This window comes from Mycobacterium sp., from assembly GCF_035633495.1.
Taxonomy (GTDB): Bacteria; Actinomycetota; Actinomycetes; order Mycobacteriales; family Mycobacteriaceae; genus Mycobacterium.
In genome coordinates this window covers 22,679-46,709 of record NZ_DASQEU010000138.1, presented here as the reverse complement: position 1 = coordinate 46,709, position 24,031 = coordinate 22,679, and the positions used below count along the sequence as shown (strand labels likewise).

Genomic DNA, 24,031 nt, shown 5'->3' with positions numbered 1-24,031 from the left:
CGACGGGTGCGGTCCTGCTGCGGATCGGTCAAAACCTTTTCGGCCGAGCCGGATTCGACGATCAGGCCACCATCGAGGAAGCACACCCGATCGGCGACTTCTCGGGCGAACGCCATTTCGTGGGTGGCCATCACGATGGTGCGGCCCGCGCCCGCCAACTCGCCGACGAGGGTCAGCACCTCGCCGACCAATTCTGGGTCCAACGCGCTGGTGATCTCGTCGAGCAGCAGAAGTCGGGGGTCGTAGGCCAGTGCCCGGGCGATGGCCACCCGCTGCTGCTGACCGCCGGACAGCTTGTCCGGGTAGGCGTCGGCGTGCTCGGCCAGACCGACCCGGGTCAGCAGTTCGCGGCCGCGCTCCTGGGCGTCACGGCGCGTCGACCCGTGCACCACCCGGGGAGCCAGCGCCACGTTCGCCAGCGCGGTCAGGTGGGGAAACAGGTTGAAGGACTGGAACACCATGCCCATGGCCTGGCGGGCTTCGTCGGCGTCGATGCGCGGGTCGCTGATGTCGCGGCCGTCGAGCAGGATCTGGCCGTCGTCGATGTCCTCGAGCAGGTCGATGCACCGCAGCAGCGTCGACTTTCCCGATCCGGACGCCCCGATCAGCACGACGACCTGATGCTCGTCGACGTCGAGGTCGACGCCGTCGAGCACGGGTCGATCGTGATAGGCCTTCGTGAGGCCCCGCACCGACAGCACCGGATCCGTCACAGCGCGCCCTGTCGGGTCGCCACCCGTTTGGCCGCCCAGTCGGCCAACCGCGCGGACGGCACCGCCAGCGCCACGAACAGCAGACCCGCCACGACGTACGGCGTGAAGTTGTAGGTGGTGGCGACCTGGATCTGGGCGGCGCGGACCGCGTCGACGGCGCCGAGCACCGAGATCAAGCCGCAGTCCTTCTGAAGTGCCACGAAGTCGTTGAGCAGTGCGGGTGTCACCCGGCGCGTCGCCTGCGGCAGCACCACCAGTCGCATGGTCCGCCGATAGTTGAGCCCAAGGGATTTGGCGGCCGCCAACTGCGACGGGTGGACCGATTCGATGCCCGCCCGGAACACCTCGGCTACGTAGGCGGAGTAGATCAACACCAGTGCCAGACCGCCGAGCAGTACCGGGTTCGTCGGCAGTCCCGACAGTCGCAAACCCGGCAGGCCGAAGCCGACCAGGTACAGACAGATCAGCAGCGGCAGGCCGCGGAACAGGTCGACGTATCCGGTTGCCAACGCCCGCACCGGAAACCACACGGGGCCGCGAAGGGTCCGCACCGCCGCCAGGCCGAGACCGAAGATCAGGATCAGCACCTGGCAGACGACCAGGACCCGGACGTTGAGCCACAAGCCCTCCAGCAGCGCCGGCAAGCTGTCCCAGCCGACGCGCAGGTTGAAGAACGAGTCGCGGACTCGCGGCCAGCCCGGTGACGACGTCACCGCGAACAGCAGCACCGCGGCGAAGACCACGGTCGACACCAGGGCGACCAGGATGGACCGTCGGGCTCGTGACTGCCGGTAGGCCACCCGGTCAAGGGCGGCCGTGGTCATGAGAGGACCGGTGCGTTGCCTGCGCCGGTGAGCCACACCTTCTGCAGCTTGAACAGCTCGCCGTCATTGCCGAGCTCGTCGACGGCTTTGGACACGCAAGCCGTTAGCGGGCTGCCCTTGTCCAGCACGATCCCGAACTGCTCGGCCTTCTCGGTGCCTGCGGGCAACTGGCCGACGGTGACGCCGTCGGTGAGTTCGCTCTGTACTTGGAAGGCGGTCGGCAGGTCCAGCACCAGCGCGTCGATCTGACCGTTCGACAACGCGGCCTTGGCGTCGTCGTTGTTGTTGAACACCGCGACACCCGGGTCGATGGCTTGGGCGGCCGTGTAGCTGGTGGTGCCGACCTGGGCGCCGAGCTTGAGACCCTTGAGCCCGTCGAGGGTCTTCACCTGCGCCGCCGGTGAGGACTTCACCGCGACGACGGCCTGCGTCACGTTGAAGTACGGCGAGGAGAAGTCCACGGCCTGCTTGCGTTCGTCGGTGATGGAGAACTCATTCAGGTTGGCGTCGAACGTCTTTGGGCCCGGCGCGATCGCCGCGTTGAACGGCACCCGCACCCACTTCACGTCCTGGGTGGCGTACCCGAGCTTGTCGGCGACGGCGTACGCGACTGCCGATTCGAAGCCCTTGCCATTGGCGGGGTCGTCGTCGACGAACCACGGCGGGTACGCCGGCTGGTCGGTGCCGAAGGTGATGGACCCCTTCGTCAAGGTGGTCAGGGAGTCCTTGGTGCACGGCACGGCCGCGCCGGCGGCCGATGACGTGCTGGTCGCCGTGTCGTCAGCAGGGGCACAGGCCGTGGCGGCCGCCAGACCGATGAGAGCCAGCATGGACACCAGACCCGAGAGATTGCGCATGGGCGGCATCATCGCGCACCTGGTCATTGCGCGCCATCCTTCTGATCATCACGACCGCTTCAGTCAGTGTCTCGGGGATGCGCGATTGTTGGGATCGGTAGCCGTGGGGGCACCGTCTACTTGCCTCAACGACGACGCCACCGAGGCGACGCCCCACGAAAGGCACGACAGCATGAACATCGTCCCCACCGCCGTCGAGGAACAGGTCAACCGCGTCGACCGCCAGCGCAGCCGGATCATCGGCATCAGCAGTGCCGTCCTCGCGGCGTGGTGCGCCTACCGCCTGATCTGGCTGGTGTACCTCGCGTCGACGTTCGGCGGGTTCGTCGGCTCCCTGGTCTTCTCGTTCGTGCTGTGGGGTGTGATCGGTGTCGTCGCAGCGGTCGCGGCCGTCGCCTTCCTCGTCCGCGCCAAGCAACCCTGAGTCACGACGTGAAGCTGCCCGCGGCCGGCTACCTACCGGACCTTGACGACGACCTTGCCCTTGGCGGTGCGGTCCTCCAGGGAGGCGATGGCCTCGGCGGCTCGCTCGAGGGGATAGACCACGGGTTCGGGCGCCGACACCGCGCCGGAGGCGAGCAACGGCTCGAGTTCGGCCCACTGCTCGGCCAGATACCCAGGGTGGGTGGCGGCCCAGGCGCCCCAGCCGACGCCGACGGCGTCGACGTTGTTGAGCAGCAGCCGGTTCACCTTGACCGTCGGGATCTCACCGCCGGTGAAGCCGATCACCAGCAGTCGGCCGCCGGGAGCGAGGGACCGCAGTGAATCGGTGAACCGATCACCGCCGACCGGATCCACCACGATGTCTACGCCCCGCCCTCCGGTGAGTTCCTTCACGGCATCCTTGAAGCCGTCCGCGAGCACCACGTCCGTGGCGCCGGCGGCGCGGGCCACGTCGGCCTTGTCCTCGGTGCTGACGACGGCGATCTTGCGCGCCGCACCCCACGCCGAGGCAAGGCGCAGCGTCGAGGTGCCGATGCCGCCGGCCGCGCCGTGCACCAGCACCGACTCGCCTGCCACCAAGCGGCCGCGGGTACGTAGCGCACAGTGCACCGTCAGATCGTTGAACAGCAGCCCGGCGCCGGCCTCGAAGGACACCGCGTCGGGCAGCTTGAACACCCGATCTGCCGGTAGCGCAACGACTTCCGCCATCGCGCCGGAGAGCATCGTGAGCGCGGCCACCCGGTCGCCCGCGGTCACGTGAGCACCAGGGGGAGCGCTGCGCACCACGCCGGCGATCTCGGCGCCCGGCACGTAGGGAAGCTCCGGCCTGTGCTGATAGAGCCCGCGCGTCTGAAGGGCATCGGGAAACGCGACACCGGCGGCGTACACGTCGATGAGGACGTCGTCGCCGGGGATCGGTTCGTCGATCTCGACGAGTTCCGCAGCCTCCGGACCGTCGAGCCTGGGTATCTGAATGGCGCGCATCGTGACCATTTAACAGCGCGGTGCGAGGACGCCAGTACGACGGTCCGCCGCACCGACCGCGTCGATGGTTACAATTCGGCAGCCAATGGCAAGGGTGCCGCGGCGGATCGGAGCGCACATGGCGACGAGTCTGAGGCGGCTGGCACTGCTGGACGCGATGCCGCCGGGCCGCTCGGTCGACGTCCGCTCGGTGGACGGTACGAAGATTCACACCGAGGTGTTCGGTCCCGAGGACGGATACCCCATCGTGCTGGCGCACGGGATCACGTGCGCCATTCGGGTGTGGGCCCATCAGATTGCCGACTTGGCAAGCGACTACCGCGTCATCGCCTATGACCATCGGGGCCACGGCCGAAGTGCAGTGCCGCAGCGCCGCGGGAACTACAGCTTGGACTTCCTGGCCGCGGACCTCGATGCGGTGCTGGATGCCACGCTGGCCCCGGGCGAGCGCGCCGTGATCGCCGGTCATTCGATGGGCGGCATCGCGATCTCGTCGTGGTCGCAGCGCTACTCGCATCGGGTTCGGCAGTGTGCCGACGCCGTCGCGTTGATGAACACGACGACCGGTGATCTGCTGCGCCACGTCAACTTCCTTCCCGTCCCGCGTCCGTTGGTGGGCGGCCGGGTGCGAACGGCTGGGCTGTTGCTGAAGAGGTTCGGGTCCGCGCCGCTGGTGCCCGGCTCGGTGCAGCAGAGCCGACGCTTCGTCGCCGCGCTGGCGGTGGGCCGTGACGCCGACCCGGCGATCGCCGACTTCGTCTTCGACCTGTTCACCGAAACCCCGGCGGCGGGCCGTGGCGGCTGGGCCAGGGTGCTCGTCGATTCGCTTGGCCCGACACACATCTCGCTGCGAAACCTGACCGTGCCAACGCTGGTCATCGGCAGTCGTCATGACCGTCTGCTGCCCATCGGCGCGTCCCGCCGAATCGCCGCGGACGCACCGAATCTGACGTCCCTGGTCGAACTGCCCGGCGGCCACTGCGGCCCCCTGGAACACCCCGACGAGGTCAACCAGCACCTGCGGGCGCTCGTCGAATCAGTTCGGGCGCAACGGTGGATCAGCTCGTAGGAGTCAGGTACCCGGCGACCTCGGCGGCCGCACGGTGGCCCGACCGAACTGCCCCGTCGAGGAACCCCGTCCATTCGTCTGCGGTCTCGGTGCCCGCCCAGAAGATGCCACCCACCGGCTCGCGCAACCACTGCCCGTAGGTCGTCCACGAACCAGGTGGCACCGCGGCGGTCGGACCTCCCGGCGCGAAGGGCTCTGCGCCCCAGCGGTGGTCGACGTAGTCGATCGGGTGCAGTGCCCGGTCGCCGAAGAGGTCTGCGAAGCACTTCAGGGCGCAGGCGCGGCGGGCATCCGGCGCAAGCGGGTCAAACGTGGGCGCGTCGGTGAAGCCGAGTAGGACTCCCGGTCCGTCGTCACCGGGACTGACGTCGAACGTGATGAACACCGGACCGTCGTCGGACAGCGCCTCGCCCGATCGCCCGTCGGCGCGCCAGAACGGCGTCGCGTACGCGGCGTAGGCCTTGCTGAGTTTGCCCTGCGGCCAGTGCCTCGCCAGGTCGGCGTGGCCGACGGGCAGTCCCGGGTCGAAGGCGATGATCGCGCGGTGCTCGGGCGGGACGGCGACGACCACTGCGCGCGCCGTCAGGGCCTCGGTGGCGGTGTGCACGGTGACGCGGTCTGCGCCGTGCGCGATGCGTTCCACGACGTGGTCGAGACGCACCCGGTCGCCGAGATCCTCGGCCATGCGCAACGCGATCTGCTGGGTTCCCGCGGGGAAGCGGTCCTGTTGCGCGCCGCCCTCGACGTCGAGCATCGGGCCGATGCCGCCTGCGGCCTTGACGTAGCGCACCGCGTGCAGCAGCGACACCTCGTCGGGCTCGCAGCCCCAGGTCACCCGCGCCATGATCGCCATCAGATCCCTGGTGCTCCTGCCCGCGTGGACCGACCGCAGCCAGCCCTCCAGGGTCTGCTGGTCCAGGCGGTGAGCCGTCGGCGCCGTCCACGGTTTGCCCAGCGGGACCTGCCTGCCGAGGCGTTCGAACCGCCACTGGATGCGCGAGACGTCGAGCAGTTCGAGGATCGACAGCTTGGGGATGGTGCTGCGGTAGGACTCGACCCGGCCGCGCCAGCGGATCAGGTTCTTGCCTTCGTGGTAGGTCGGTACGGTCGGGCAGCCGAGTTCGGCGGCGAGCTCGAGCACCTCGGTCTGTGTCGGCCCGACGAACGTACCGCCGAAGTCGACGGGCACACCGGCGATCGTGGTGGTGTGGGACCGGCCGCCGACGCGGTCACGGCCCTCGAGAACGACGACGTCGTACCCCAGCCCGGTCAGACTGCGCGCGGCCGTCAACCCGGCGAACCCGGCGCCCACGATCACGACGTCCGGGCCGACTGGGGTGGTCACTTGACTAGGCTCTCACGGGTGAAGGTCATGACGGCATTGTTCGGACCCACGGATGCGATCGAGCGGGCCCGGGCGCTGCGCGAGGCGGGTGCCACCGGGGTGTTCACCTTCGAGGGGCCGCACGACGTCTTCGCGCCGCTGACGTTGGCATCGACGGTCGGCGGGCTGGACCTCATGACCAATGTGGCGATCGCGTTCCCGCGCAACCCGATTCACCTCGCGCATCAGGCGATCGACCATCAGTTGCTCGCCGACGGGCGGTTCATCCTCGGACTGGGCACGCAGATTCGCACGCAGATCGAGAAGCGGTTCGGCGCCGACTTCGACAAGCCGGTCGCCAGGATGACCGAGCTGATCGGTGCGCTCCGAGCGATCTTCGAGGCGTGGACCACCGGTGAGCGGCTGAGCTTCCAGGGCGAGTTCTACCGCCACACCCTGATGACGCCGAACTTCACCCCGAAGTCCATCCCGCACGGGCCGCCCCCGATCTACGTCGGCGCGCTCGGACCTCGCCTCACCCGCGCCATGGCCGAGGCCGCCGACGGACTGCTCGTCATGCCGTTCGGCTCGAAGCGCTTTCTCCACGACGTCACGATGCCGAAGGTCGACGAGGGGCTGGCGGCCTCGGGACGCAGTCGCGCCGACTTCGCCGTCGTCCCCGAGATCATCGTGTCGGTCAGCGACGAGGACCCGCACCACACCGCGACCCGTCAGCTACTCGCCTTCTACGGGTCGACGCCCGCCTATCGTCCGGTGCTCGAGGCCCATGGTTGGGGCGACCTGCAGCCGGACCTGCACGCGCTGTCCAAGCAGGGGCGTTGGCAGGAGATGGGCGGGCTGATCGACGACGAAGTGCTGCACACCATCGCCGCTTGCGGCACGCCGAAGGAGATCGCCGCTCACATCCGCGACCGCGTGGCGGGCGTCAGTGATCAGGTGTGCGTGTATCAGCCGGCACCCATCCAGGTGGATTCATTGGCGGGGATCGTGGACGCACTGCAGGGTTGACCCCCTATCGTGTGGTGGTACGGAGCAGGACCAAGGGAGGTTCGCGATGGACGGCCAGGCGGAATACTCGGACGTGCTGATCATCGGCGCGGGTATCTCGGGTATCGGGGCGGCGTACCGCATCCACGAGAAGAACCCCAAGCTCAGCTACACCATTCTCGAGCGGCGCGAGCGCATCGGCGGCACGTGGGACCTGTTCCGCTACCCGGGCATCCGCTCGGACAGTGACATCTTCACCCTCAGCCTGCCCTTCGAGCCGTGGACCCGGCCCGAGAACGTGGCCGACGGCGGCGACATCCGCGACTACCTCACCGATGCGGCGCGCCATCATGGCATCGACCGGCACATCCGGTTCGACACGCACGTCATCTCGGCCGAGTGGGACTCCTCCACCGACACCTGGAAGCTGCGCACCGCGACGCCCGACGGCTCGGCGAAGCTGTACCGGGGGCGCTTCTTGTTCTTCGGCACCGGCTACTACGACTACGACCGGCCGTACTCGCCGGAGTTCCCCGGCATGGAGGACTTCGCCGGCGACGTGGTGCACCCGCAGTTCTGGCCGGAGTCGCTGGACTACTCCGGCAAACGGATCGTGGTGATCGGCAGTGGCGCCACGGCCATCAGCCTGGTTCCCGCGTTGGCGAAGACGGCCTCGCGCGTCATCATGCTTCAGCGTTCGCCGACGTACATGATGTCGATGGCCCGGATCGACCCGATGGTGCAGGCGATCCGGAAGGTGCTGCCGCGCAAGCTATCCCACGCCGTGGTCCGACTGCGGAACGCAGCCTTCTCGGTGCTGTCGTACTTCATGTTCCGCAAGGCCCCGAAGTTCGGACGGTGGCTGATCAGGAACCGTACCGTCTCGGCCCTGCCGGAGGGCTACGACGTCGACCTGCACTTCAAACCGCGCTACGACCCGTGGGACCAGCGAATGTGTCTGGTCCTCGACCGGGATCTGTTCGACCACATCAGCGACGGCCGCGCCGAGGTGGTGACCGATCGCATCGACCACGTCGACGCCACCGGCATCGTGCTGAAGTCCGGCAACCGGCTGGACGCCGACGTCATCGTCACGGCCACCGGCCTGCAGTTGCAGGCACTGGGCGGCATCACCATCGTCGTCGACGGCACCGAGATCAAGCCCACCGATCGCTTCGTCTACAAGGAATACCTCCTCGAGGACGTCCCGAACATGGCGTGGTGCATCGGCTACACCAACGCGTCGTGGACACTGCGTGCCGACATGACGGCGCGCGCGGTGGCGAAGTTGTTGGCGTACATGGACTCTCACGGATATACGCACGCCTACCCGCACCTAGGCGATGTGCCGATGCAGGAGAAGCCGACGTTCGACCTGAAGGCCGGCTATGTCCAGCGCACCCCGCATGCACTGCCCAAGTCCGGTATCCACCGACCGTGGAACGTCCGGCACAACTACGTGCTCGACCTGATCGACCACCGCTTCGATCGCATCGAGGAGTCGATGGTCTTCGGCCGTGCCCCGGCGTCGGCCGCCAAGAAGAGCGAGCAGAGCGAGCCGGCGCAGACCGCCTAGCCCCCTTCCCGCTCCCTTCCGCGACACATAATCGTTGGCGGCGACACGCCGAGAGAGGGCGCCGCGGGTTATGCCTCGCGACGTTTGGCGTGGCGCCCAAGCCTCGATTCCTGCCAGCCGTCGATCAATTTCTGCCACCGGAATTAAACCCTTGACCTGCCCCGTTACATCACTCAGACCGGCCGGAGAATCGGCCCGAGAAAGAGGGATGATCATGAAGAAGTTCGGATTCGCCAGCATGGCCAGCATCGCCGCCACCGGTTTCGCCGCCGCACTGTTCGGCCTGGCCGCCCCCGCCAGCGCGGACGTCGACCACCACCAGTGGATCAACGACATCCAGCAGCGCGCCACCGTCGGCACGGTCACTTCGACCATCGGCAACGGCCGCTGACGCAAGCACTACGAAAGGGGCACCCGGAAACGGGTGCCCCTTCTTCGTGTGTGAGTCCTGCCTAGTCCGCGACCGTCAACCAGTCCTTGAAGCCCGACGGGTCGTGACGGCCCAGTGCGCCATGCTCGAACAGACCCCAGCCCTCGACGGGCGCGCCGTTGCCCTCGGTGCACACCGCGCGGCCGACGTGGTCGATGACGCCGAAACCGGCCCGCCCGACGATCGCGGGGTCGGTCATGTCGTAGGTGAGGCGTTCGGTGAACTTGTCGCCCTTCCACACGCCGTGGATCCACCCCGAGTCGCCACCGTAGCCGCCGCCGACGTGAATCGGCACCGGCAGTTTGGATTCCACGTCGAAGTGCACCGGTGAACCATCGAGTGCGGTGGCGTCGATGCCGGCGCCGGTCGGGATCCGCGTTCCCGAGTTGTAGTGGATCTTGATCCGCGGCCACCCCAGCTGCTCGACGCGCCCGTCCTTCCAGATGCGCGTGCAGTCGTTGAGCGAGCGGAAGCCGGTGGGTTCCTCCTGGATGATGATGACGATCGAGAAGTCGTCGAACGCCATCGGCACGTAGAGCCACCACATGCCCTCGAACGGCGGATCTGCCGGGCGCCCAGCGGGTTCGGCTTCGCCGATGGGCCGGATGCCCCAGGACCGGTCGCGGCTGCCGATCCATGTTGACGGGTCGACGGGGATCTCCTCGCCGTCGATCGCGAGATGCCCGCTCCACGAACCCAATTGTGCGAACCGCTGCGCGTCGAGCGTCACCCGGTTGCCCGCCCGCAGCAGGTGTCGCTGTTCCTGGACGACGTCGAACAACCCGTTCCAGGTGAGGTCGGCTGCGATGCCCTCGGTCTCCTCGAGCACGATGCGCAACCGGTGCAGCGGCTCGTGGACCTCGACGCGGTATCCCAGCACGTGCTGGTTGAGCCGATCCTGGTCGATCGCGTCGGACAGGTGCACCGCGGTCTGTTCGTCGCGGCGCCTGACCAGCATGAACGCGTCCTTCACCCCGAGGTTCGGGTAGTACCCCATGCCGGTGATGAGGAAGATGTCACCGCTGCGGTCGTGGGCGTTGAAGTAGGACCGGTCGTAGAAGTTGCGGTCCGACGATCCCGGCTGTGCGATCGGCTGCGGGATCTGGTGTACCGGAAACTCATCCATGGGGCCAAGCATCAGTTGTCCTCTCCGAGAAGTCTTTTCAGCAGCGATGCGTGGTAGAACAGCGATTCGACGTCGTCGGGCTTCTCGATCTCCCCGAAGCGCACCCGTCGGGCACTGGTCCGCATGAACACGCAGCACCAGATCACCCCGGAGTACACGTAGAACCATTTCAGGTCGCCCAGCGTTGCGCCGGTCAATTCCTCGTAGGTCGAGCGCACGTCCTCCTCGCGCATCACGTCGGGCAGCCCGGGCAGGCCCGCGAGTCCAGCGAGTTCCTGGAAGACCATGTGTGCAAACACGATCCACGCGACGTCGAGTTCGCGCGGTCCGACCGTCGCCATCTCCCAGTCGAGCACCGCGACGGGACGAAAGTCCTCGTAGAGCACGTTGCCGATGCGCGAGTCGCCCCATGCCAGCACGGGCGGTGTCGCGGCGACGTCGGTCGGGAAGTTGTCCTCCAGCCACGCCAAGGCGGTTTCGACGAGTGATGAGCGGCCGATGTCGGGCACGGCGAACTCGTACCAGTCCTTGAGCCAGCCGAAGTGTCTGCGCAACGGGGTGTCACCGGGCGGGTCGATCTCGGACAGGAATCCGAAGGTTTCGACGGCATCGGGGATCGAGTGCAGCTTGGCCAGGACGTCGACCGTGGCGTCCTGCAGCTCGCGTCGCTTCTCGGCGGGCGCGTCGGCGAACCAGTTGCCGCCGAACGTGTACGGCATGACGTCGGGTGGCACGATGCCGTCGACGTGATCCATCAGGAAGAACGGCGTACCGAGCACGTCTCCCGAATTCTCCATCCAGCGGACGCGGGGAACCGGCACGTCGGTCAGCTCGCCCACGAGCCGGATGACGTCGAACTGGTGGTCCAGCCGGTACGTCGGAAACACCGGGACGTCCTCGGTGCTCGGAGCCACGCGGGCCACCCACTTCTGCTCCGTCGGCTGGCCGTCCTGCGCCCACTTCCCGGTCAGGATGATGGTCTCCGACGACATCCCGTTCGCGTCGATGCTGCTCTCGACGGTCACGTCGGGCGTCGTGCCTCCCGGCATGACGGTCGAAAGCCATTGCGCCATCACAGACGGCAGGGTGGCGACGTCGCGAGACGAGTGTTGGAGGCGGCTGACGTCTTCGACAGCCGGTTCGTTGGTCACGGTTTACCCCTTCGAGCAATTACGATACGGTGAGTAGCGTTATGAAAGCAGACGTGAGTGACGTTGTCGAGACCCCAGGCGTCGGACGCCCACGCGACCCGCGTATCGACGTTGCCATATTGGAGGCGACCGCGGATCTGCTCGTCGAAATCGGGTACGTGAATCTCACCATGGCGGCCGTCGCCGAGCGCGCGGGCACCACGAAGACGGCGTTGTACCGGCGGTGGTCGAGCAAGGCCGAACTGGTCCACGAGGCCGCGTTCCCCGTAGCGCCCACCGCGTTGACGACCCCCGAGGGCGACATCGTCGGCGACGTGCGGGCCATGGTCGCCGCCGCCCGCGACGTCTTCACCACCCCCGTGGTGCGGGCCGCCTTACCTGGGCTGATCGCCGACATGGCGGCCGACGCCGAACTCAACGCACGCGTCATGAGCCGCTTCGTGGGACTCTTCGGCGTTGTTCGGGAACGCCTGGTGCACGCCGTCGCCCGCGGGGAGGTGCACGCGGACGTCGACCCCGAGCGGCTCATCGAGATCATCGGTGGTGCAACGCTTCTTCGGCTGCTGCTCGATCCCAGTGGGCAGCAGGACGACGCCTGGGTCGAGCAGACCGCCGCCATCATCAGTCACGGTGTCAAGGCCTGAGCGGCTACCGTTGAACCCATGTACGTGCAGCTGACCCTGAACGACGAGGACGGGGTGCCCGAGGTGTACTCCACCCCGCCCTGGACCGACGATGCGGATGGCCGGGCCGAGACTGCCAGAGTCGTCGTCGACCCCGTCGGCAGACCCGACGGTGACCGGGCCGGAGTCCTGCTGACCATGACCATCGGCGAGGCGTTGGTCCTCGGTCGGCGCATCACGGAGATCGCCGAACGGGCCGCGGAGGGGCAGTTCAGCCAGCGCGGCACCCAGTGGCGCAAGGAGGTGCAGGACCGCAAACGGCGCGAGGCGTGGAACGTCCTGATGGCCGGGTCGGACGACGACTCGCCGGCGGATTCCTAACCCTGGGCAGGCGGCGCGAAGAACTCCAGGGCCGATCCGTCGGGGTCGCGGAAGCTCAGACCCGAGCCGTACGGTGCGTCGACGATCCCACCGTGAGCGATGCCCAGCTCGTCCAGGCGATCCACCCAATCCTGCAGCTCCGCGCGGGAACCGCAGGCGAACGCCACGTGGTCGAGGCCGACGCGAAACTCGCTGAACGGCTCCTCCGGCGCGGGCTGCGTGTGCTGGTGTATGCCGAGCAGCGTGTCGTTGGGGAGGGCGTACACGACGTGGCGGTAGCCGGCGTTGGTGTCCTCGTCGATCACCGGGTCGACACCGATGAGCTGGCGGTACCAGGGTGCGCTGACGGAAAGATCCCTCACGGTGAGCGCGACGTGGGTCAGGGCAGGAAAGGCGGGCATGTGAACGTCCTTGTTCGTGGGATCAGTCGCAGTGGACACGTTGTGGCTTGCCGGGCGGTTCAAACCTACGAGCGATCAGGAACAATGGTACCGATTTGCGACTTGTTGTCGCGCATGACGTCGAGGCGCCGCTGCTCCAGGCCAGCCAGGTCGTGTTCCTGAGCGCCCGCGATCGCGTCCTCGGCGGCCAGTGCGGGGTCGACGACGGCGGACGCGCCGCGAACGTAGATCTCCTTGAGCCCCAACATCGTCGGCTTGGGCACCCCGGCGATCTGGGCGGCCAGTTCGATGGCCCGGGACAGCAGTCCGTCGTGCGGAACGACCTCCGTCACCAGGCCGATGCGTTCGGCGCGGACCGCATCCACCACCTCGCCGGTCATCGACATGCGGCGGGCCATCGCGTCACCGACCACCCGGGGGAGCCGTGCGGTCATGCCACCACCCGGCAGGATGCCCACGCGCGCATGGGTATCGGCGAACACGGCCCAGTCGGAGGCGACCAGGAAGTCGCATCCCAGCGCCAGTTCGAGGCCACCGGTGAAGGTCGACCCGTTGACGGCGCCGACGATCGGTGTGCGCATCTCGGCGACCGCCGTGATGCAACTCTGCGTCTTGAACTCATCGAAGTACTTGAGGCCGTCGCGCGCCGCCTCCTTGAGGTCGATGCCCGCGCAGAAGGCGGGGTCGGCACCGGTGAGGACGACGGCACGCACCGACGCGTCCCCGTCCGCGGACTTCAAGGCTGCGTACAAGGCTCTGATCAGCCCGCGGTTCAACGCATTACGTGCATGTGGACGGTTCATCCTCAGCACGCGGATCGCACCGTGATCGGTGCGGACCACCAACTCGTCGTCAGGCATGGGCGAACGCTAACGCACGAACTGGTTCGCGGTGTTCGCCAAGTCGAGGATCGGCTGCGGCAGGGCGCCGAGAACCAGGGTGATCGCCGCGCTCAACGTGACGGTTGCGGTGCTCAGCGCACTCGGCACCACTACTGTCGGCGCGTCTTCGGGCGGATCGGTGAAGAACATCAGCACGATCACGCGCACGTAGAAGTACGCCGCCACCGCGCTGGCGCAGACGCCGACGATCACCAGTGGCGCGGCACCACCTTCGGCCGCCGCCTTGAAGACCGCGAACTTGCTGACGAAGCCACTGGTCAACGGGATTCCCGCGAACGCGAGGAGGAACAGCGAGAACACCACGCCCACCAGTGGGTGGCTCCGTCCGAGTCCCGCCCACCTCGACATGTCGGTTTCCTCGTCGCCTGCCGCGTTGCGCACGACGCTGACGACGGCGAAGGCGCCAAGGGTGCTGAATCCGTAGGCGAAGAGATAGAACAACGTCGCGGCGACGCCGCTGTCGTTCAGCGCGATCACGCCGGTGAGGATGAAGCCGGCGTGGGCGATCGACGAATAGGCCAACATCCGCTTGACGTCGCTCTGCGACACCGCCGTCACCGTGCCGACCACCATCGTGAGAATCGCGACGCCCCACATCAGCGGCCGCCAGTCGTCCTTGAAGTCGGGCAGTGCGACGTAGAAGATGCGCAGCATGGCGCCGAACGCGGCGATCTTGGTGGCCGCCGCCATGAAGGCCGTCACCGGGGTCGGAGCGCCCTGGTACACGTCTGGGATCCACGAATGGAAGGGCACCGCACCAACTTTGAACAGCAGCCCGACCGACAACAGGCCGATGCCGACGAGGGCTAGTGTCGTGTCATCCGGGTTCGAAGCCGCCTGGTCGCGGATGCCGCTGAGGCTCAGCCCGCCGGAGTAGCCGTACAGCAGCGCGATGCCGTACAGGAAGAACGCCGACGAGAACGCGCCGAGGAGGAAGTACTTGAGCGCAGCCTCCTGGGAGAGCAGTCGCCGTCGCCGCGCCAGCCCGCACATCAGGTACAGCGGCAGCGAGAACACCTCGAGCGCGATGAACATCGTCAGCAGGTCGTCGGAGGCTCCGAACAGCATCATCCCGCCGAGGGCGAACATGGTCAGCGGGAAGATCTCCGTCTGCGCGATGCCGGCCTTAGTCGCGAGCTTCTCGGCGACACTGCCCGGGACGGCCGACGCCATCGGGGTGAAGGCGTCGAGGCCACTGGCTCCGGCGTGCGCGTCGACCTCGGAGGCGATGCGGCGCTCGGCGATCAGCAGCGTGCCGAGGATGCCTACCAGCAGCAGGGTGCCCTGCAGGAACAGAGCGGGCTTGTCGACGGCGACGGCGCCCACCACGGCGACCTGGCCACTCGACGAACCGAGACCGATCCACTGGATCGTGACCGCCGCCAGCGCGGCGACCTGACCTCCGACGGCCAACGTCGACTGAACCCGGTAACGCACCGCGCGGGGCAGGAACGCCTCGACGAGCACACCGAGGACGGCGACGCCCAGCACGATCAACATCGGTGAGAGCAGGCCGTATTCGACCGAGGGTGGGGTGAGTGTCATTTCGCGGGTCCTTGCGCGACACGGGGTGGCGGGTCCTGTTGACCGATCGTGGTCAGCGTGTGGCCGACGGCCGGGTCGATGACGTCCAGGACGGGTTTCGGATAGACCCCCAGCACCAGCAGGATCGCGATCAGCGGTGCCACCACGACGAGTTCTCTCGGGACGAGGTCGCGCAGCTTCTCGTTGTCGGGGGCGAGGGGTCCGGTCATCATGCGCTGGTACATCCAGAGGATGTAGATCGCCGACAGCACCAGCGCGGACGCCGCGAAGACGGCCATGGCGGGATACGTGGTGAAGGTGCCGAGCAGCACCAGGAATTCACTGATGAACGGCGCAAGGCCCGGTAGTGACAAGGTCGCCAACCCGGCGACGAGGAACGTACCCGCGAGAACGGGCGCCACCTTCTGCACCCCGCCGAAGGCGGCGATGGCGCGGCTTCCCCTGCGCGACACCAGGAATCCCGCGACGAGGAACAGCGCCGCGGTCGAGATGCCGTGGTTGACCATGTAGAGCGTCGATCCGGACTGGCCCTGGCTGGTCATCACGAAGATGCCGAGGATGATGAAGCCGAAGTGGGAGATCGACGTGTAGGAGATCAACCGCATCACGTCGGTCTGGCCGATCGCGACGATCGCGCCGTAGACGATGCCGATGACCGCCAGCGTGATGATCAACGGCCGGAACGTCATCGACGCGTCCGGGAACAGCTGCAGGCAGTACCGCAGCATCCCGAAAGTGCCGACCTTGTCGACGACGGCCATCATCAGCACCGCCGTCGCGGGGGTGGCCTCGACCGCTGCATCGGGTAGCCAGCGGTGGAACGGCCACAGCGGTGCCTTGACCGCGAAGGCGAACATGAAGCCCAGGAACAACGCGTTCAGCACGGCGGGATCGATGTTCAGTGATCCGTCGGCGACGGCGGCCACGATCGCCCGGAAGTCGAAGGTGCCGCCCGCGAAGGCGTCACCATTGGCCGTCGCCACGTACAACCCGATGACCGCGGCCAGCATGATCAGACCGCCGAACAGGTTGTACAGCAGGAACTTCACCGCTGCCTTGGACCTGTTCGCGCCGCCGAAGCCTCCGATGAGGAAGTACATCGGAATGAGCATCGCCTCGAAGAACACGTAGAACAGCAGCACGTCGAGAGCCGTCAGCGAAATGAGCACCATGCCCTCGACGGCCAAGGTCAATGCCATGTACGTGTGCGCGGACCTGGCCTGATCGCTGGCGTCGTGCCAGCCGGCGACGATCAGCAGGGGTACCAGGACCGCGGTCAGGACCAGCAAGGCCAGCGCGATGCCGTCGAGGCCGAGGATGTAGCCCGTACCAAAGGACGGGATCCAGGCGCGATCCTCGACGAACTGGTACTGCGGGCCCGCCGGGTCGAACGTCACGGCGAGCAGCACCGCGATCGCCAGCACCACCAGCGACAGCGCGAGCGCCGCGTACTTCGCGAGATGCCCTGCCGCCGAGGGCAGCAGGATCACGACCCCCGCGCCGACCATCGGGACGGCCCAGAGCACCGTCAGCCACGGCATGCCGGTCACCAGACCCTCATCGCCAGGATCGCGGCGATGACCAGCGCAGCGCCGCCGAGCATGGCGAGGGCATACGAGCGGGCGAACCCGGTCTGCAACTGCCTCAGTCGTTCCGAGGCGCCGCCCACGAGTGAGCCGAGGACGCGGGACACGTCGTCGATGCCGTCGTCGTCGATCTCGACGAGGCCTCGGGTGAGCACCTGGCCGGGGCGCATCAGGGCGTCCTCGTTGAAGGCGTCGCCGTAGAGGTCCCTGCGGGCGGCGACGGTCAGCGCGGACACGTCCTCCGGCGCCGTCTCCGGGATCGCGCGCGTGGCGTACCTGCGGTAGGCGATTCCGACGCCCACCGCGACGACGGCCAGCGTGATGGTGGTCATCAGCCAGACCGGCACGGCGTGCGCGGCCCCCTCGTGGGCACCGACTACGGGCTCGAGCCAGTGCTCCAACGTGCCGCCGATGGCGAGCAGTCCACCAGCGCCGACGGATCCGACGGCGAGCACGATCATCGGCCACGTCATGCTGCCCGGCGACTCGTGGGGGTGACTGTCGGCCTTCCACCGCTTCTCCCCGAAGAACGTCATCAGCATCACCCTCGTCATGTAGAACGCGGTGATGCCCGCGCCGAGCAGGGCCGCGCCGCCGAGCAGCAGGCCCTTGACTCCTCCTGCGGCGAAGGCGGTTTCGATGATCGCGTCCTTTGAGAAGAAGCCAGCGAACGGAGGCACCCCGATGATCGCCAGGTAACCGAGGCCGAACGTCACGAACGTGATCGGCATGAACGTGCGCAACCCGCCGAATCGGCGCATGTCGGTCTCGTCGTCCATGCCATGCATCACCGAGCCGGCCCCGAGGAACAATCCCGCCTTGAAGAAGCCGTGGGTCAGCAGATGCATGATCGCGATGGCGTAGCCGGCCGGGCCGAGGCCGGCGGCGAGCACCATGTAGCCGATCTGGCTCATCGTCGAGGCGGCGAGGGCCTTCTTGATGTCGTCCTTCGCGCAACCGATGACGGCGCCGAAGAGTAAGGTCACCGCCCCGACGATCACCACGCCGAGGCGGGCGTCGGGAGCGAGGTCGTAGACCGGTCCGGAGCGCACGATCAGGTAGACGCCCGCCGTGACCATGGTCGCCGCGTGGATGAGCGCCGACACCGGCGTCGGGCCCTCCATCGCGTCGCCGAGCCACGACTGCAGCGGTACCTGCGCGGACTTGCCGCACGCGGCAAGCAGGAGCAGCAGCCCGATCGCGGTGAGCGTGCCCTGACTCATCTGGTCGGCCGCCCCGAAGACGCCCTCGTACGAGATGGTTCCGACTTCTCCGAACATCACCATCAGAGCCAGCGCGAGGCCGATGTCACCGACCCGGTTGACGACGAAAGCCTTCTTCGCCGCGGCCGCGGCCGACGGCTTGTACGACCAGAAGCCGATCAACAGGTACGACGCCAGGCCGACGCCCTCCCAGCCCATGTAGAGGCCGAGGTAGTTGTCGGCCAGCACGAGCAGCAGCATGGCCGCCACGAACAGGTTGAGGTAGCCGAAGAAGCGCCTGCGCTCGGGGTCGTGGGCCATGTAGCCGACCGAGTAGACGTGGATCAGCGAACCCACGCCGGTGATGAGCAGTACGAAACATATTGAGAGCTGGTCGAGTTGGAGGCCGAAGTCGACCCGCAGCTGCCCGACGGGCACCCAGGTGAAGAGGTGTTCGTGGAGTCCGCGGTCCTCGGCCGGTTCGTTCACCAGGCCGACGAACAGCACTGCGCCGACGACGAAGGACGCCAGCACCGTGGCGCAGCCCAGCAGATGACCCCAGGCGTTGGTGGCCTTTCCGCCCAGCAGCAGGATCGCCGCACCGACGAGTGGAAGCGCTATCAGCAGCCATACGGGAAGTGTCATGGGCCTAGTGCTTCAGCAGGTTCGCGCCGTCGACCGAGGCGGACTGCCTGGCGCGGAAGATGGTCATGATGATCGCCAGGCCGACCACGACCTCGCAGGCGGCGACCACCATGGTGAAGAACGCCACCACCTGACCGTCGAGGTGGCCGTGCATGCGGGAGAACGTGACGAAGGCCAGGTTGGCGGCATTGAGCATCAGCTCGACGCACATGAACATCACGATCGCGTTGCGCCGCAACAGCACTCCCGTCGCGCCGATGGTGAACAGCAGCGCGGACAGATACAGGTAGTTCTCGGGGTTCACCGCGGTACCCCGTTCTTCGTGGGAGCCATGGTGCGGGGAGGCAGGATGCCACTCACCGAGGTCTCGGCGTCGGAGCCGTCGGGTAGTCGCGCCGCTACGTCGACCGCATTGTGCCGGGCATAGACACCAGGATTCGGCATCGGGGTGGCGTGCCCGCCGGGTGCGAACCGCTCGGTGGCGAGCTCACGCTGGGTCTTGCGACGGTCGACGCGTTCGCGGTGGGTCAGCACCATCGCGCCGAGGGTGGCCGTGATGAGCAGTGCGCTGGTCAGCTCGAAGACCCAGAGGTAGCGGACGAAGATCAGCGCGGCCAACCCTTCGACGTTGCCGCCCGCATTGGCCTGCGCGAGCCCGGTGAAACCGGCGACGGAGACGTTGCCGACGCCGGCGATGAGCAGTATGCCGAAGGCCCCGCCCGCCCCGATCGCTGCGACGCGTTGTCCGCGAATGGTTTCCACCAGTGAGTCGGCGGAGTCCACGCCGATCAGCATCAGGACGAACAGGAAGAGCATCATGACCGCGCCGGTGTAGACGACGACCTGCACGACGCCGAGGAACAGCGCGTCCTGGGCGATGTAGAGCACCGCGAGGATGATCATCGTCAACGCCAGGAAGATCGCCGAGTACACGGCCTTGGGTGCGGCGACGACGGCGATGGCCCCCAGTACCGCGAGGGTGCCCAGCACCCAGAACGTCACCGCCTCCATCGTCGACGTGCGGTAGACGGTCTCGGCGGCGAGGAGCCCCAGGTCCGCCGTCACCCGAGGCCGTCCGACCTGACGTTGCCCCGGTAGTAGTCCTCATCGGTGCTGCCAGTTGCCATGGAGTGCGGCGGGGCGGTCATGTCGGGCTGCAGCGGCGCCAACAACTTGTCCTTGCCGTAGATCAGGTCGGCGCGGTTGTCGTCGGCCATCTCGTAGTCGTTGGTCATGGTCAGCGCCCGCGTTGGGCAGGCTTCGATGCACAGACCGCAGCCGATGCACCGCAGATAGTTGATCTGATAGACCCGCCCGTAGCGTTCACCGGGCGAGAAGCGTTCGGCCTCGGTGTTGTCGGCGCCTTCGACGAAGATCGCGTCGGCTGGGCACGCCCATGCGCAGAGTTCGCAGCCGATGCACTTCTCCAGGCCGTCGTCATACCTGTTGAGCTGGTGGCGGCCGTGATATCGCTGGGCCGTCGGCCCGGGTTTCTCCGGATACTCCTCGGTGATCGGCTTCTTGAACATCGTCTTGAACGTCACGCCGAAGCCGGCGAGTGCATCGATGAGGTGCGGCCGCTTAGGCATCGGCGGGCTCCTTCGCAGGAATGGGGGGTACCGGGAATGCGCCCGGTGCGGTCGAGGGCGGGTCGGCGAGGCGCTGCGGGCGGGTCCGTTTGTGCCGCAACGTCCGCCAGAGATAGACCAGCAACAGCACACCGACGAACGCGCTGGTGGAGACGAGGACCGCGGCGAGACCGTCGTAGCCATGGATGCGCAAGGTCCGGACGACGGCGACGGTCATGATCCAACCTAGCGAGATGGGGATGAGGATCTTCCAGCCGAGGTTCATGAACTGGTCGTAGCGTAGACGCGGCAGGGTGCCGCGCAGCCAGATGAACATGAACAGGAACGTCCAGACCTTGGCGACGAACCACAGCAGCGGCCACCAACCGGAGTTCGCACCGTCGATCATGTTGAACGGCCACGGCGCCTGCCAGCCGCCGAGGAACAGCGTGGTGGCCAGGGCGGCGACGGTGGTCATGTTGACGTACTCGGCAAGCATGAACATCGCGAACTTGAGCGACGAGTACTCGGTGTGGAATCCGCCGACCAGTTCGCCCTCCGCCTCCGGCAGGTCGAAGGGCGCGCGGTTGGTTTCGCCGACCATCGAGGTCACGTAGATCACGAACGACGGCAGCAGCAGGAACACGTACCAGAGGCCCTGCTGCTTTGCGACGATCTCGGAGGTGGACATCGTGCCCGAGTACAGGAAGACCGCGGCGAAGCACAGCGCCATGGCGATCTCGTAGGAGATCACCTGCGCACTCGAGCGCAACCCGCCGAGCAGGGGGTAGGTGGATCCGGAAGCCCAGCCCGCCAACACGATTCCGTACACGCCGATGGAGGTGACTGCCAGCACGTACAGCACGGCGACGGACAGGTCGGTCAGTTGCAGCGGGGTCTGATGGCCGAAGACGCTCACCATGCCACCCAACGGGATGACCGCGAAGGCCATGAATGCGGGGATGACGGCGATGACCGGGGCGGCGAGGTAGATCGGCTTGTCGACGCCCGCGGGGATGAGCCCTTCCTTGAGTGCGAGCTTGACGCCGTCCACCAGGCTCTGGAGCAGACCGAAGGGCCCAACCCGGTTGGGGCCGTAGCGCATCTGCATCCGGCCGAGGACCTTGCGCTCGATCAGGATCGCGACCAGCACGGTGAGCAGGAGGAACACGAACACGCCGAGCGCCTTCGCGAGGACCAGCCACCACGGGTCGTTGCCGAAGGAGGTGAGGTCGGGATACGTCACGCCTGATCACCTCCTGCCGTGATGGCGACCACGGCGCCCGGTGCGGCGCCGAGTGCGGTGTTCACCTGTGAGCCCGCGGAATTGAGCGGCATCCACACCACCCGGTCCGGCATCTCGGTGATCTCCAGGGGAAGGCTGACGGCGCCCTGGGGGGTGGCGACGGTGAGCAGTTGTCCATCCTCGGCGCCGATCTCGGCGGCGGTCGACGGGGATAGCCGCGCGACGGTGGGCCGAGCCGTCCCGGCCAGGTGTGGCTCGCCGTCCTGAAGGCGGCCCGCGTCCAGCAGCATCCGCCAGCCCGCCAGCACGGCACGGCCCGACGCGGGGCTTTCCGGCCCGGGGACGGGCACGTTCGGAGCGGCGGTCGGGGCGCCCTGCCAGGTGCCGAGCCGCTGGAGTTCCAACCGAGCGGCGGGTGCGTCGCGCAGTCCGAGGTCGACGCCGACCTCCTCGGCCAGTGCGGCGAGCACACGCGAGTCAGACGTGGCGTTGGGCGGCAACGCCGGCTCGAAGGACCGTTGCCGCCCTTCCCAGTTGACGAACGTGCCCGACTTCTCGGTGACGGGGGCTACGGGGAACACGACGTCGGCGCGCTCGGTGACGGCGCTGTGGCGCAGTTCGAGGCTGACGACGAACGGCGCCGCATTCAGGGCCGCGAGGCAAGCCCTCGGGTCGGGCAGGTCGTCGACTTCGACGCCACCGACGAGCAGGGCGCCCAACGAGCCGTCCACGGCGGCGGCGATGATGCCCGACGTGTCCCGGCCTGCGTCGCTGGGCAGTTCGTCGACGTTCCATGCTGTGGCGACCTCGGCTCGGGCGTCGGGGTCCGACAGCGGCCTGCCACCTGGCAGAAGGTGCGGCGCCGCACCGGCTTCCAAGGCGCCTCGCTCACCGGCGCGCCGAGGAATCCAGCCGACTCGGGCGCCGGTCCGTTCGACGAGTCGAAGCACCGCGGAGTAAGCGCCTGCCGAATTCGCGAGTCGTTCGCCGACAAGGACGATCGTCCCCGCGTCCACGCCATCGCCGAGCGCGTCGAGGGCGGCGGCTTCGTCGCCGGGCGTGGTGGCGATGAGAGTGCCGCCCATCTTCTGCAACCCCCGGGTGGCGAACGTCGCGATCGAGCTGACCTTGAGTCCGCGCTTGCGGAACGCCTTGCGCAGGCGCAGGTAGACGATCGGGGATTCCTCTTCGGGTTCCAATCCGACGAGGAGCACCGCGGTCGCGGCCTCGACGTCGGCGTACGTGACGGTCATCGGTCGCCCCGCGACGGCCGACGCGAGGAACCGTGCCTCCTCGTCGGAGTGCGCACGGCTTCGGAAGTCGATGTCGTTGGTACCCAGCACGATCCTGGCGAACTTGGCGTACGCGTAGGCATCTTCGAGTGTCAACCGCCCGCCGACCAGTACCCCGGTGCGCCCGCCCGCCGCGGTCAGCCCACGGATCGCGACCGCGACGGCTTCCGACCACGACGCCGGACGTTGGCTACCGTCGGCGTCGCGCACCAACGGGGTGGCGATGCGGTCGCCCTGGGTCGCGTAGGTGAACGCCCAGCGCCCCTTGTCGCAGTTCCATTCCTCGTTGACCTCGGGGTCGTCACCGGCCAAGCGGCGCAGCACTTTCCCGCGACGGTGATCCGTGCGTTGCGCGCATCCCGACGCGCAGTGCTCGCACACGCTCGGAGAGGACACCAGGTCGAACGGCCGGGCGCGGAACCGGTAGGCGGTGCCCGTCAACGCACCGACCGGGCAGATCTGCACGGTGTTGCCCGAGAAGTAGGAGTCGAACGGTTCATCGGCGGCGATGCCCACCTGCTGCAAGGCGCCACGTTCGAGCAGTTCGATGAACGGGTCGCCGGCGATCTGGTTGGAGAACCGCGTGCACCGCGCGCAGAGCACGCACCGCTCACGGTCGAGCAGCACCTGCGAGGACAGGTTGATGGGCTTGGGGAAGGTGCGCTTGACGTCTGTGAAGCGAGTATCGGCCTGCCCGTTGGACATCGCCTGGTTCTGCAGCGGGCATTCGCCGCCCTTGTCGCAGACCGGGCAGTCCAGCGGGTGGTTGATCAGCAGCAGTTCCATGACGCCGCGCTGCGCCTTGTCGGCCGACTCGGAGGTCAGTTGGGTGCGCACCACCATGTCCGGGGTGACGGTGATGGTGCACGACGCCATCGGCTTGCGCTGTCCCTCGACCTCGACGAGGCACTGCCTGCAGGCCCCGACGGGTTCGAGTAGGGGGTGATCGCAGAACCGCGGGATCTGGATGCCCATCAACTCGGCCGCGCGAATCACCAACGTGCCCTTGGGGACACTGATCTGGTGGTCGTCGATGGTGAGCGCCACCATCTCGACGTCCGGCTGACTGGTCGTCGGTCTCGCCTTGTTCTCCGCGGTGGTCACGCCCCCACCCTTCCCCGGCGAGCAGACGCT

Annotated in this window: 24 protein-coding genes; 7 read left to right on the top strand and 17 right to left on the bottom strand. The window is 67.6% G+C overall.

Features of this window, described 5'->3' with window-relative positions; genetic code table 11:
- The 3 genes from VET27_RS20645 to VET27_RS20635 form a co-directional block, all read right to left on the bottom strand.
- A partial coding sequence (locus VET27_RS20645) for an amino acid ABC transporter ATP-binding protein (protein ID WP_526521480.1) occupies positions 1-713 on the bottom strand: 713 nt, incomplete at its 3' end.
- Positions 710-1,537: an amino acid ABC transporter permease gene (locus VET27_RS20640; protein ID WP_526521479.1), complete on the bottom strand. Its 828-nt coding sequence runs from the start codon at positions 1,535-1,537 to the stop codon at positions 710-712. The genes VET27_RS20640 and VET27_RS20645, both read right to left, overlap by 4 nt.
- The gene (locus VET27_RS20635) at positions 1,534-2,394 is read right to left on the bottom strand and encodes an ABC transporter substrate-binding protein (RefSeq protein ID WP_526521478.1); all 861 of its coding nucleotides are present in this window, start codon (positions 2,392-2,394) and stop codon (positions 1,534-1,536) included. The genes VET27_RS20640 and VET27_RS20635 overlap by 4 nt, the downstream gene beginning before the upstream one ends.
- A gap of 172 nt (positions 2,395-2,566) precedes the next feature.
- On the opposite strand from VET27_RS20635, the gene VET27_RS20630 reads away from it, so the two are divergent.
- Positions 2,567-2,818 (top strand): hypothetical protein, encoded by a 252-nt coding sequence (locus VET27_RS20630; protein WP_526521485.1) that lies wholly within the window; start codon positions 2,567-2,569, stop codon positions 2,816-2,818.
- 32 nt (positions 2,819-2,850) lie between these two features.
- Here VET27_RS20630 and VET27_RS20625 read toward each other — a convergent pair whose 3' ends face one another.
- Positions 2,851-3,822 (bottom strand): NADPH:quinone oxidoreductase family protein, encoded by a 972-nt coding sequence (locus VET27_RS20625; protein WP_526521477.1) that lies wholly within the window; start codon positions 3,820-3,822, stop codon positions 2,851-2,853.
- 118 nt (positions 3,823-3,940) lie between these two features.
- Here VET27_RS20625 and VET27_RS20620 point away from each other — a divergent pair, with 118 nt between their 5' ends.
- Positions 3,941-4,891, top strand: a complete 951-nt coding sequence (locus VET27_RS20620) for an alpha/beta fold hydrolase (protein WP_526521476.1) — start codon at positions 3,941-3,943, stop codon at positions 4,889-4,891.
- Here VET27_RS20620 and VET27_RS20615 read toward each other — a convergent pair.
- On the bottom strand, positions 4,881-6,236 hold the full coding sequence (locus VET27_RS20615) for a flavin monoamine oxidase family protein (RefSeq protein ID WP_526521475.1): 1,356 nt from the start codon (positions 6,234-6,236) through the stop codon (positions 4,881-4,883). The genes VET27_RS20620 and VET27_RS20615 overlap by 11 nt on opposite strands.
- A 27-nt stretch (positions 6,237-6,263) precedes the next feature.
- Here VET27_RS20615 and VET27_RS20610 point away from each other — a divergent pair, with 27 nt between their 5' ends.
- The 3 genes from VET27_RS20610 to VET27_RS20600 all read left to right on the top strand — a co-directional run bounded on the left by VET27_RS20610 (position 6,264) and on the right by VET27_RS20600 (position 9,190).
- Positions 6,264-7,244, top strand: coding sequence for a TIGR03617 family F420-dependent LLM class oxidoreductase (locus tag VET27_RS20610; protein ID WP_526521484.1), 981 nt, complete (start codon positions 6,264-6,266; stop codon positions 7,242-7,244).
- Positions 7,245-7,290: 46 nt separating this feature from the next.
- Positions 7,291-8,799 carry a flavin-containing monooxygenase gene (locus VET27_RS20605; RefSeq protein WP_526521474.1) on the top strand — a complete coding sequence of 503 codons (1,509 nt, stop codon included), beginning with the start codon at positions 7,291-7,293 and terminating at the stop codon, positions 8,797-8,799.
- Positions 8,800-9,013: 214 nt separating this feature from the next.
- Complete coding sequence (locus VET27_RS20600) at positions 9,014-9,190, top strand: hypothetical protein (protein ID WP_526521473.1); 177 nt, start codon at positions 9,014-9,016, stop codon at positions 9,188-9,190.
- 61 nt (positions 9,191-9,251) lie between these two features.
- On the opposite strand, the gene VET27_RS20595 is transcribed toward VET27_RS20600, so the two are convergent.
- Positions 9,252-10,367: an Rv3169 family protein gene (locus VET27_RS20595; protein WP_526521472.1), complete on the bottom strand. Its 1,116-nt coding sequence runs from the start codon at positions 10,365-10,367 to the stop codon at positions 9,252-9,254.
- Positions 10,367-11,506, bottom strand: a complete 1,140-nt coding sequence (locus tag VET27_RS20590; protein ID WP_526521471.1) for a phosphotransferase family protein — start codon at positions 11,504-11,506, stop codon at positions 10,367-10,369. The genes VET27_RS20595 and VET27_RS20590 overlap by 1 nt, the downstream gene beginning before the upstream one ends.
- Before the next feature lie 41 nt (positions 11,507-11,547).
- On the opposite strand from VET27_RS20590, the gene VET27_RS20585 reads away from it, so the two are divergent.
- The gene (locus VET27_RS20585) at positions 11,548-12,150 is read left to right on the top strand and encodes a TetR/AcrR family transcriptional regulator C-terminal ligand-binding domain-containing protein (protein WP_526521470.1); all 603 of its coding nucleotides are present in this window, start codon (positions 11,548-11,550) and stop codon (positions 12,148-12,150) included.
- 18 nt (positions 12,151-12,168) lie between these two features.
- Positions 12,169-12,510, top strand: coding sequence for a hypothetical protein (locus VET27_RS20580; RefSeq protein ID WP_526521469.1), 342 nt, complete (start codon positions 12,169-12,171; stop codon positions 12,508-12,510).
- Here the strand turns inward: VET27_RS20580 and VET27_RS20575 are convergent.
- From VET27_RS20575 to VET27_RS20530, 10 genes are all read right to left on the bottom strand, one after another.
- Entirely contained in the window at positions 12,507-12,911 is a 405-nt protein-coding gene (locus tag VET27_RS20575) for a VOC family protein (protein ID WP_526521468.1), read from the bottom strand. The genes VET27_RS20580 and VET27_RS20575 overlap by 4 nt on opposite strands.
- 65 nt (positions 12,912-12,976) lie before the next feature.
- Positions 12,977-13,771, bottom strand: coding sequence for an enoyl-CoA hydratase (locus VET27_RS20570; protein WP_526521467.1), 795 nt, complete (start codon positions 13,769-13,771; stop codon positions 12,977-12,979).
- A gap of 9 nt (positions 13,772-13,780) precedes the next feature.
- Positions 13,781-15,358: an NADH-quinone oxidoreductase subunit NuoN gene (gene nuoN, locus VET27_RS20565; RefSeq protein ID WP_526521466.1), complete on the bottom strand. Its 1,578-nt coding sequence runs from the start codon at positions 15,356-15,358 to the stop codon at positions 13,781-13,783.
- Positions 15,355-16,899 (bottom strand): NADH-quinone oxidoreductase subunit M, encoded by a 1,545-nt coding sequence (locus VET27_RS20560; RefSeq protein ID WP_526521483.1) that lies wholly within the window; start codon positions 16,897-16,899, stop codon positions 15,355-15,357. The genes nuoN and VET27_RS20560 overlap by 4 nt, the downstream gene beginning before the upstream one ends.
- A gap of 5 nt (positions 16,900-16,904) precedes the next feature.
- Entirely contained in the window at positions 16,905-18,791 is a 1,887-nt protein-coding gene (gene nuoL, locus VET27_RS20555) for an NADH-quinone oxidoreductase subunit L (protein ID WP_526521465.1), read from the bottom strand.
- A 4-nt stretch (positions 18,792-18,795) separates the two neighbouring features.
- Entirely contained in the window at positions 18,796-19,095 is a 300-nt protein-coding gene (gene nuoK / locus VET27_RS20550) for an NADH-quinone oxidoreductase subunit NuoK (protein WP_526521464.1), read from the bottom strand.
- Positions 19,092-19,844: an NADH-quinone oxidoreductase subunit J gene (locus VET27_RS20545; protein WP_526521482.1), complete on the bottom strand. Its 753-nt coding sequence runs from the start codon at positions 19,842-19,844 to the stop codon at positions 19,092-19,094. Before VET27_RS20545 ends, nuoK begins: the two co-directional genes overlap by 4 nt.
- A gap of 8 nt (positions 19,845-19,852) precedes the next feature.
- Entirely contained in the window at positions 19,853-20,380 is a 528-nt protein-coding gene (gene nuoI / locus VET27_RS20540) for an NADH-quinone oxidoreductase subunit NuoI (protein WP_526521463.1), read from the bottom strand.
- Complete coding sequence (nuoH, locus tag VET27_RS20535; protein ID WP_526521462.1) at positions 20,373-21,605, bottom strand: NADH-quinone oxidoreductase subunit NuoH; 1,233 nt, start codon at positions 21,603-21,605, stop codon at positions 20,373-20,375. Before nuoH ends, nuoI begins: the two co-directional genes overlap by 8 nt.
- Positions 21,602-24,001, bottom strand: a complete 2,400-nt coding sequence (locus tag VET27_RS20530; RefSeq protein ID WP_526521461.1) for an NADH-quinone oxidoreductase subunit G — start codon at positions 23,999-24,001, stop codon at positions 21,602-21,604. The genes nuoH and VET27_RS20530 overlap by 4 nt, the downstream gene beginning before the upstream one ends.
- Between the last annotated feature and the right edge of the window lie 30 nt (positions 24,002-24,031).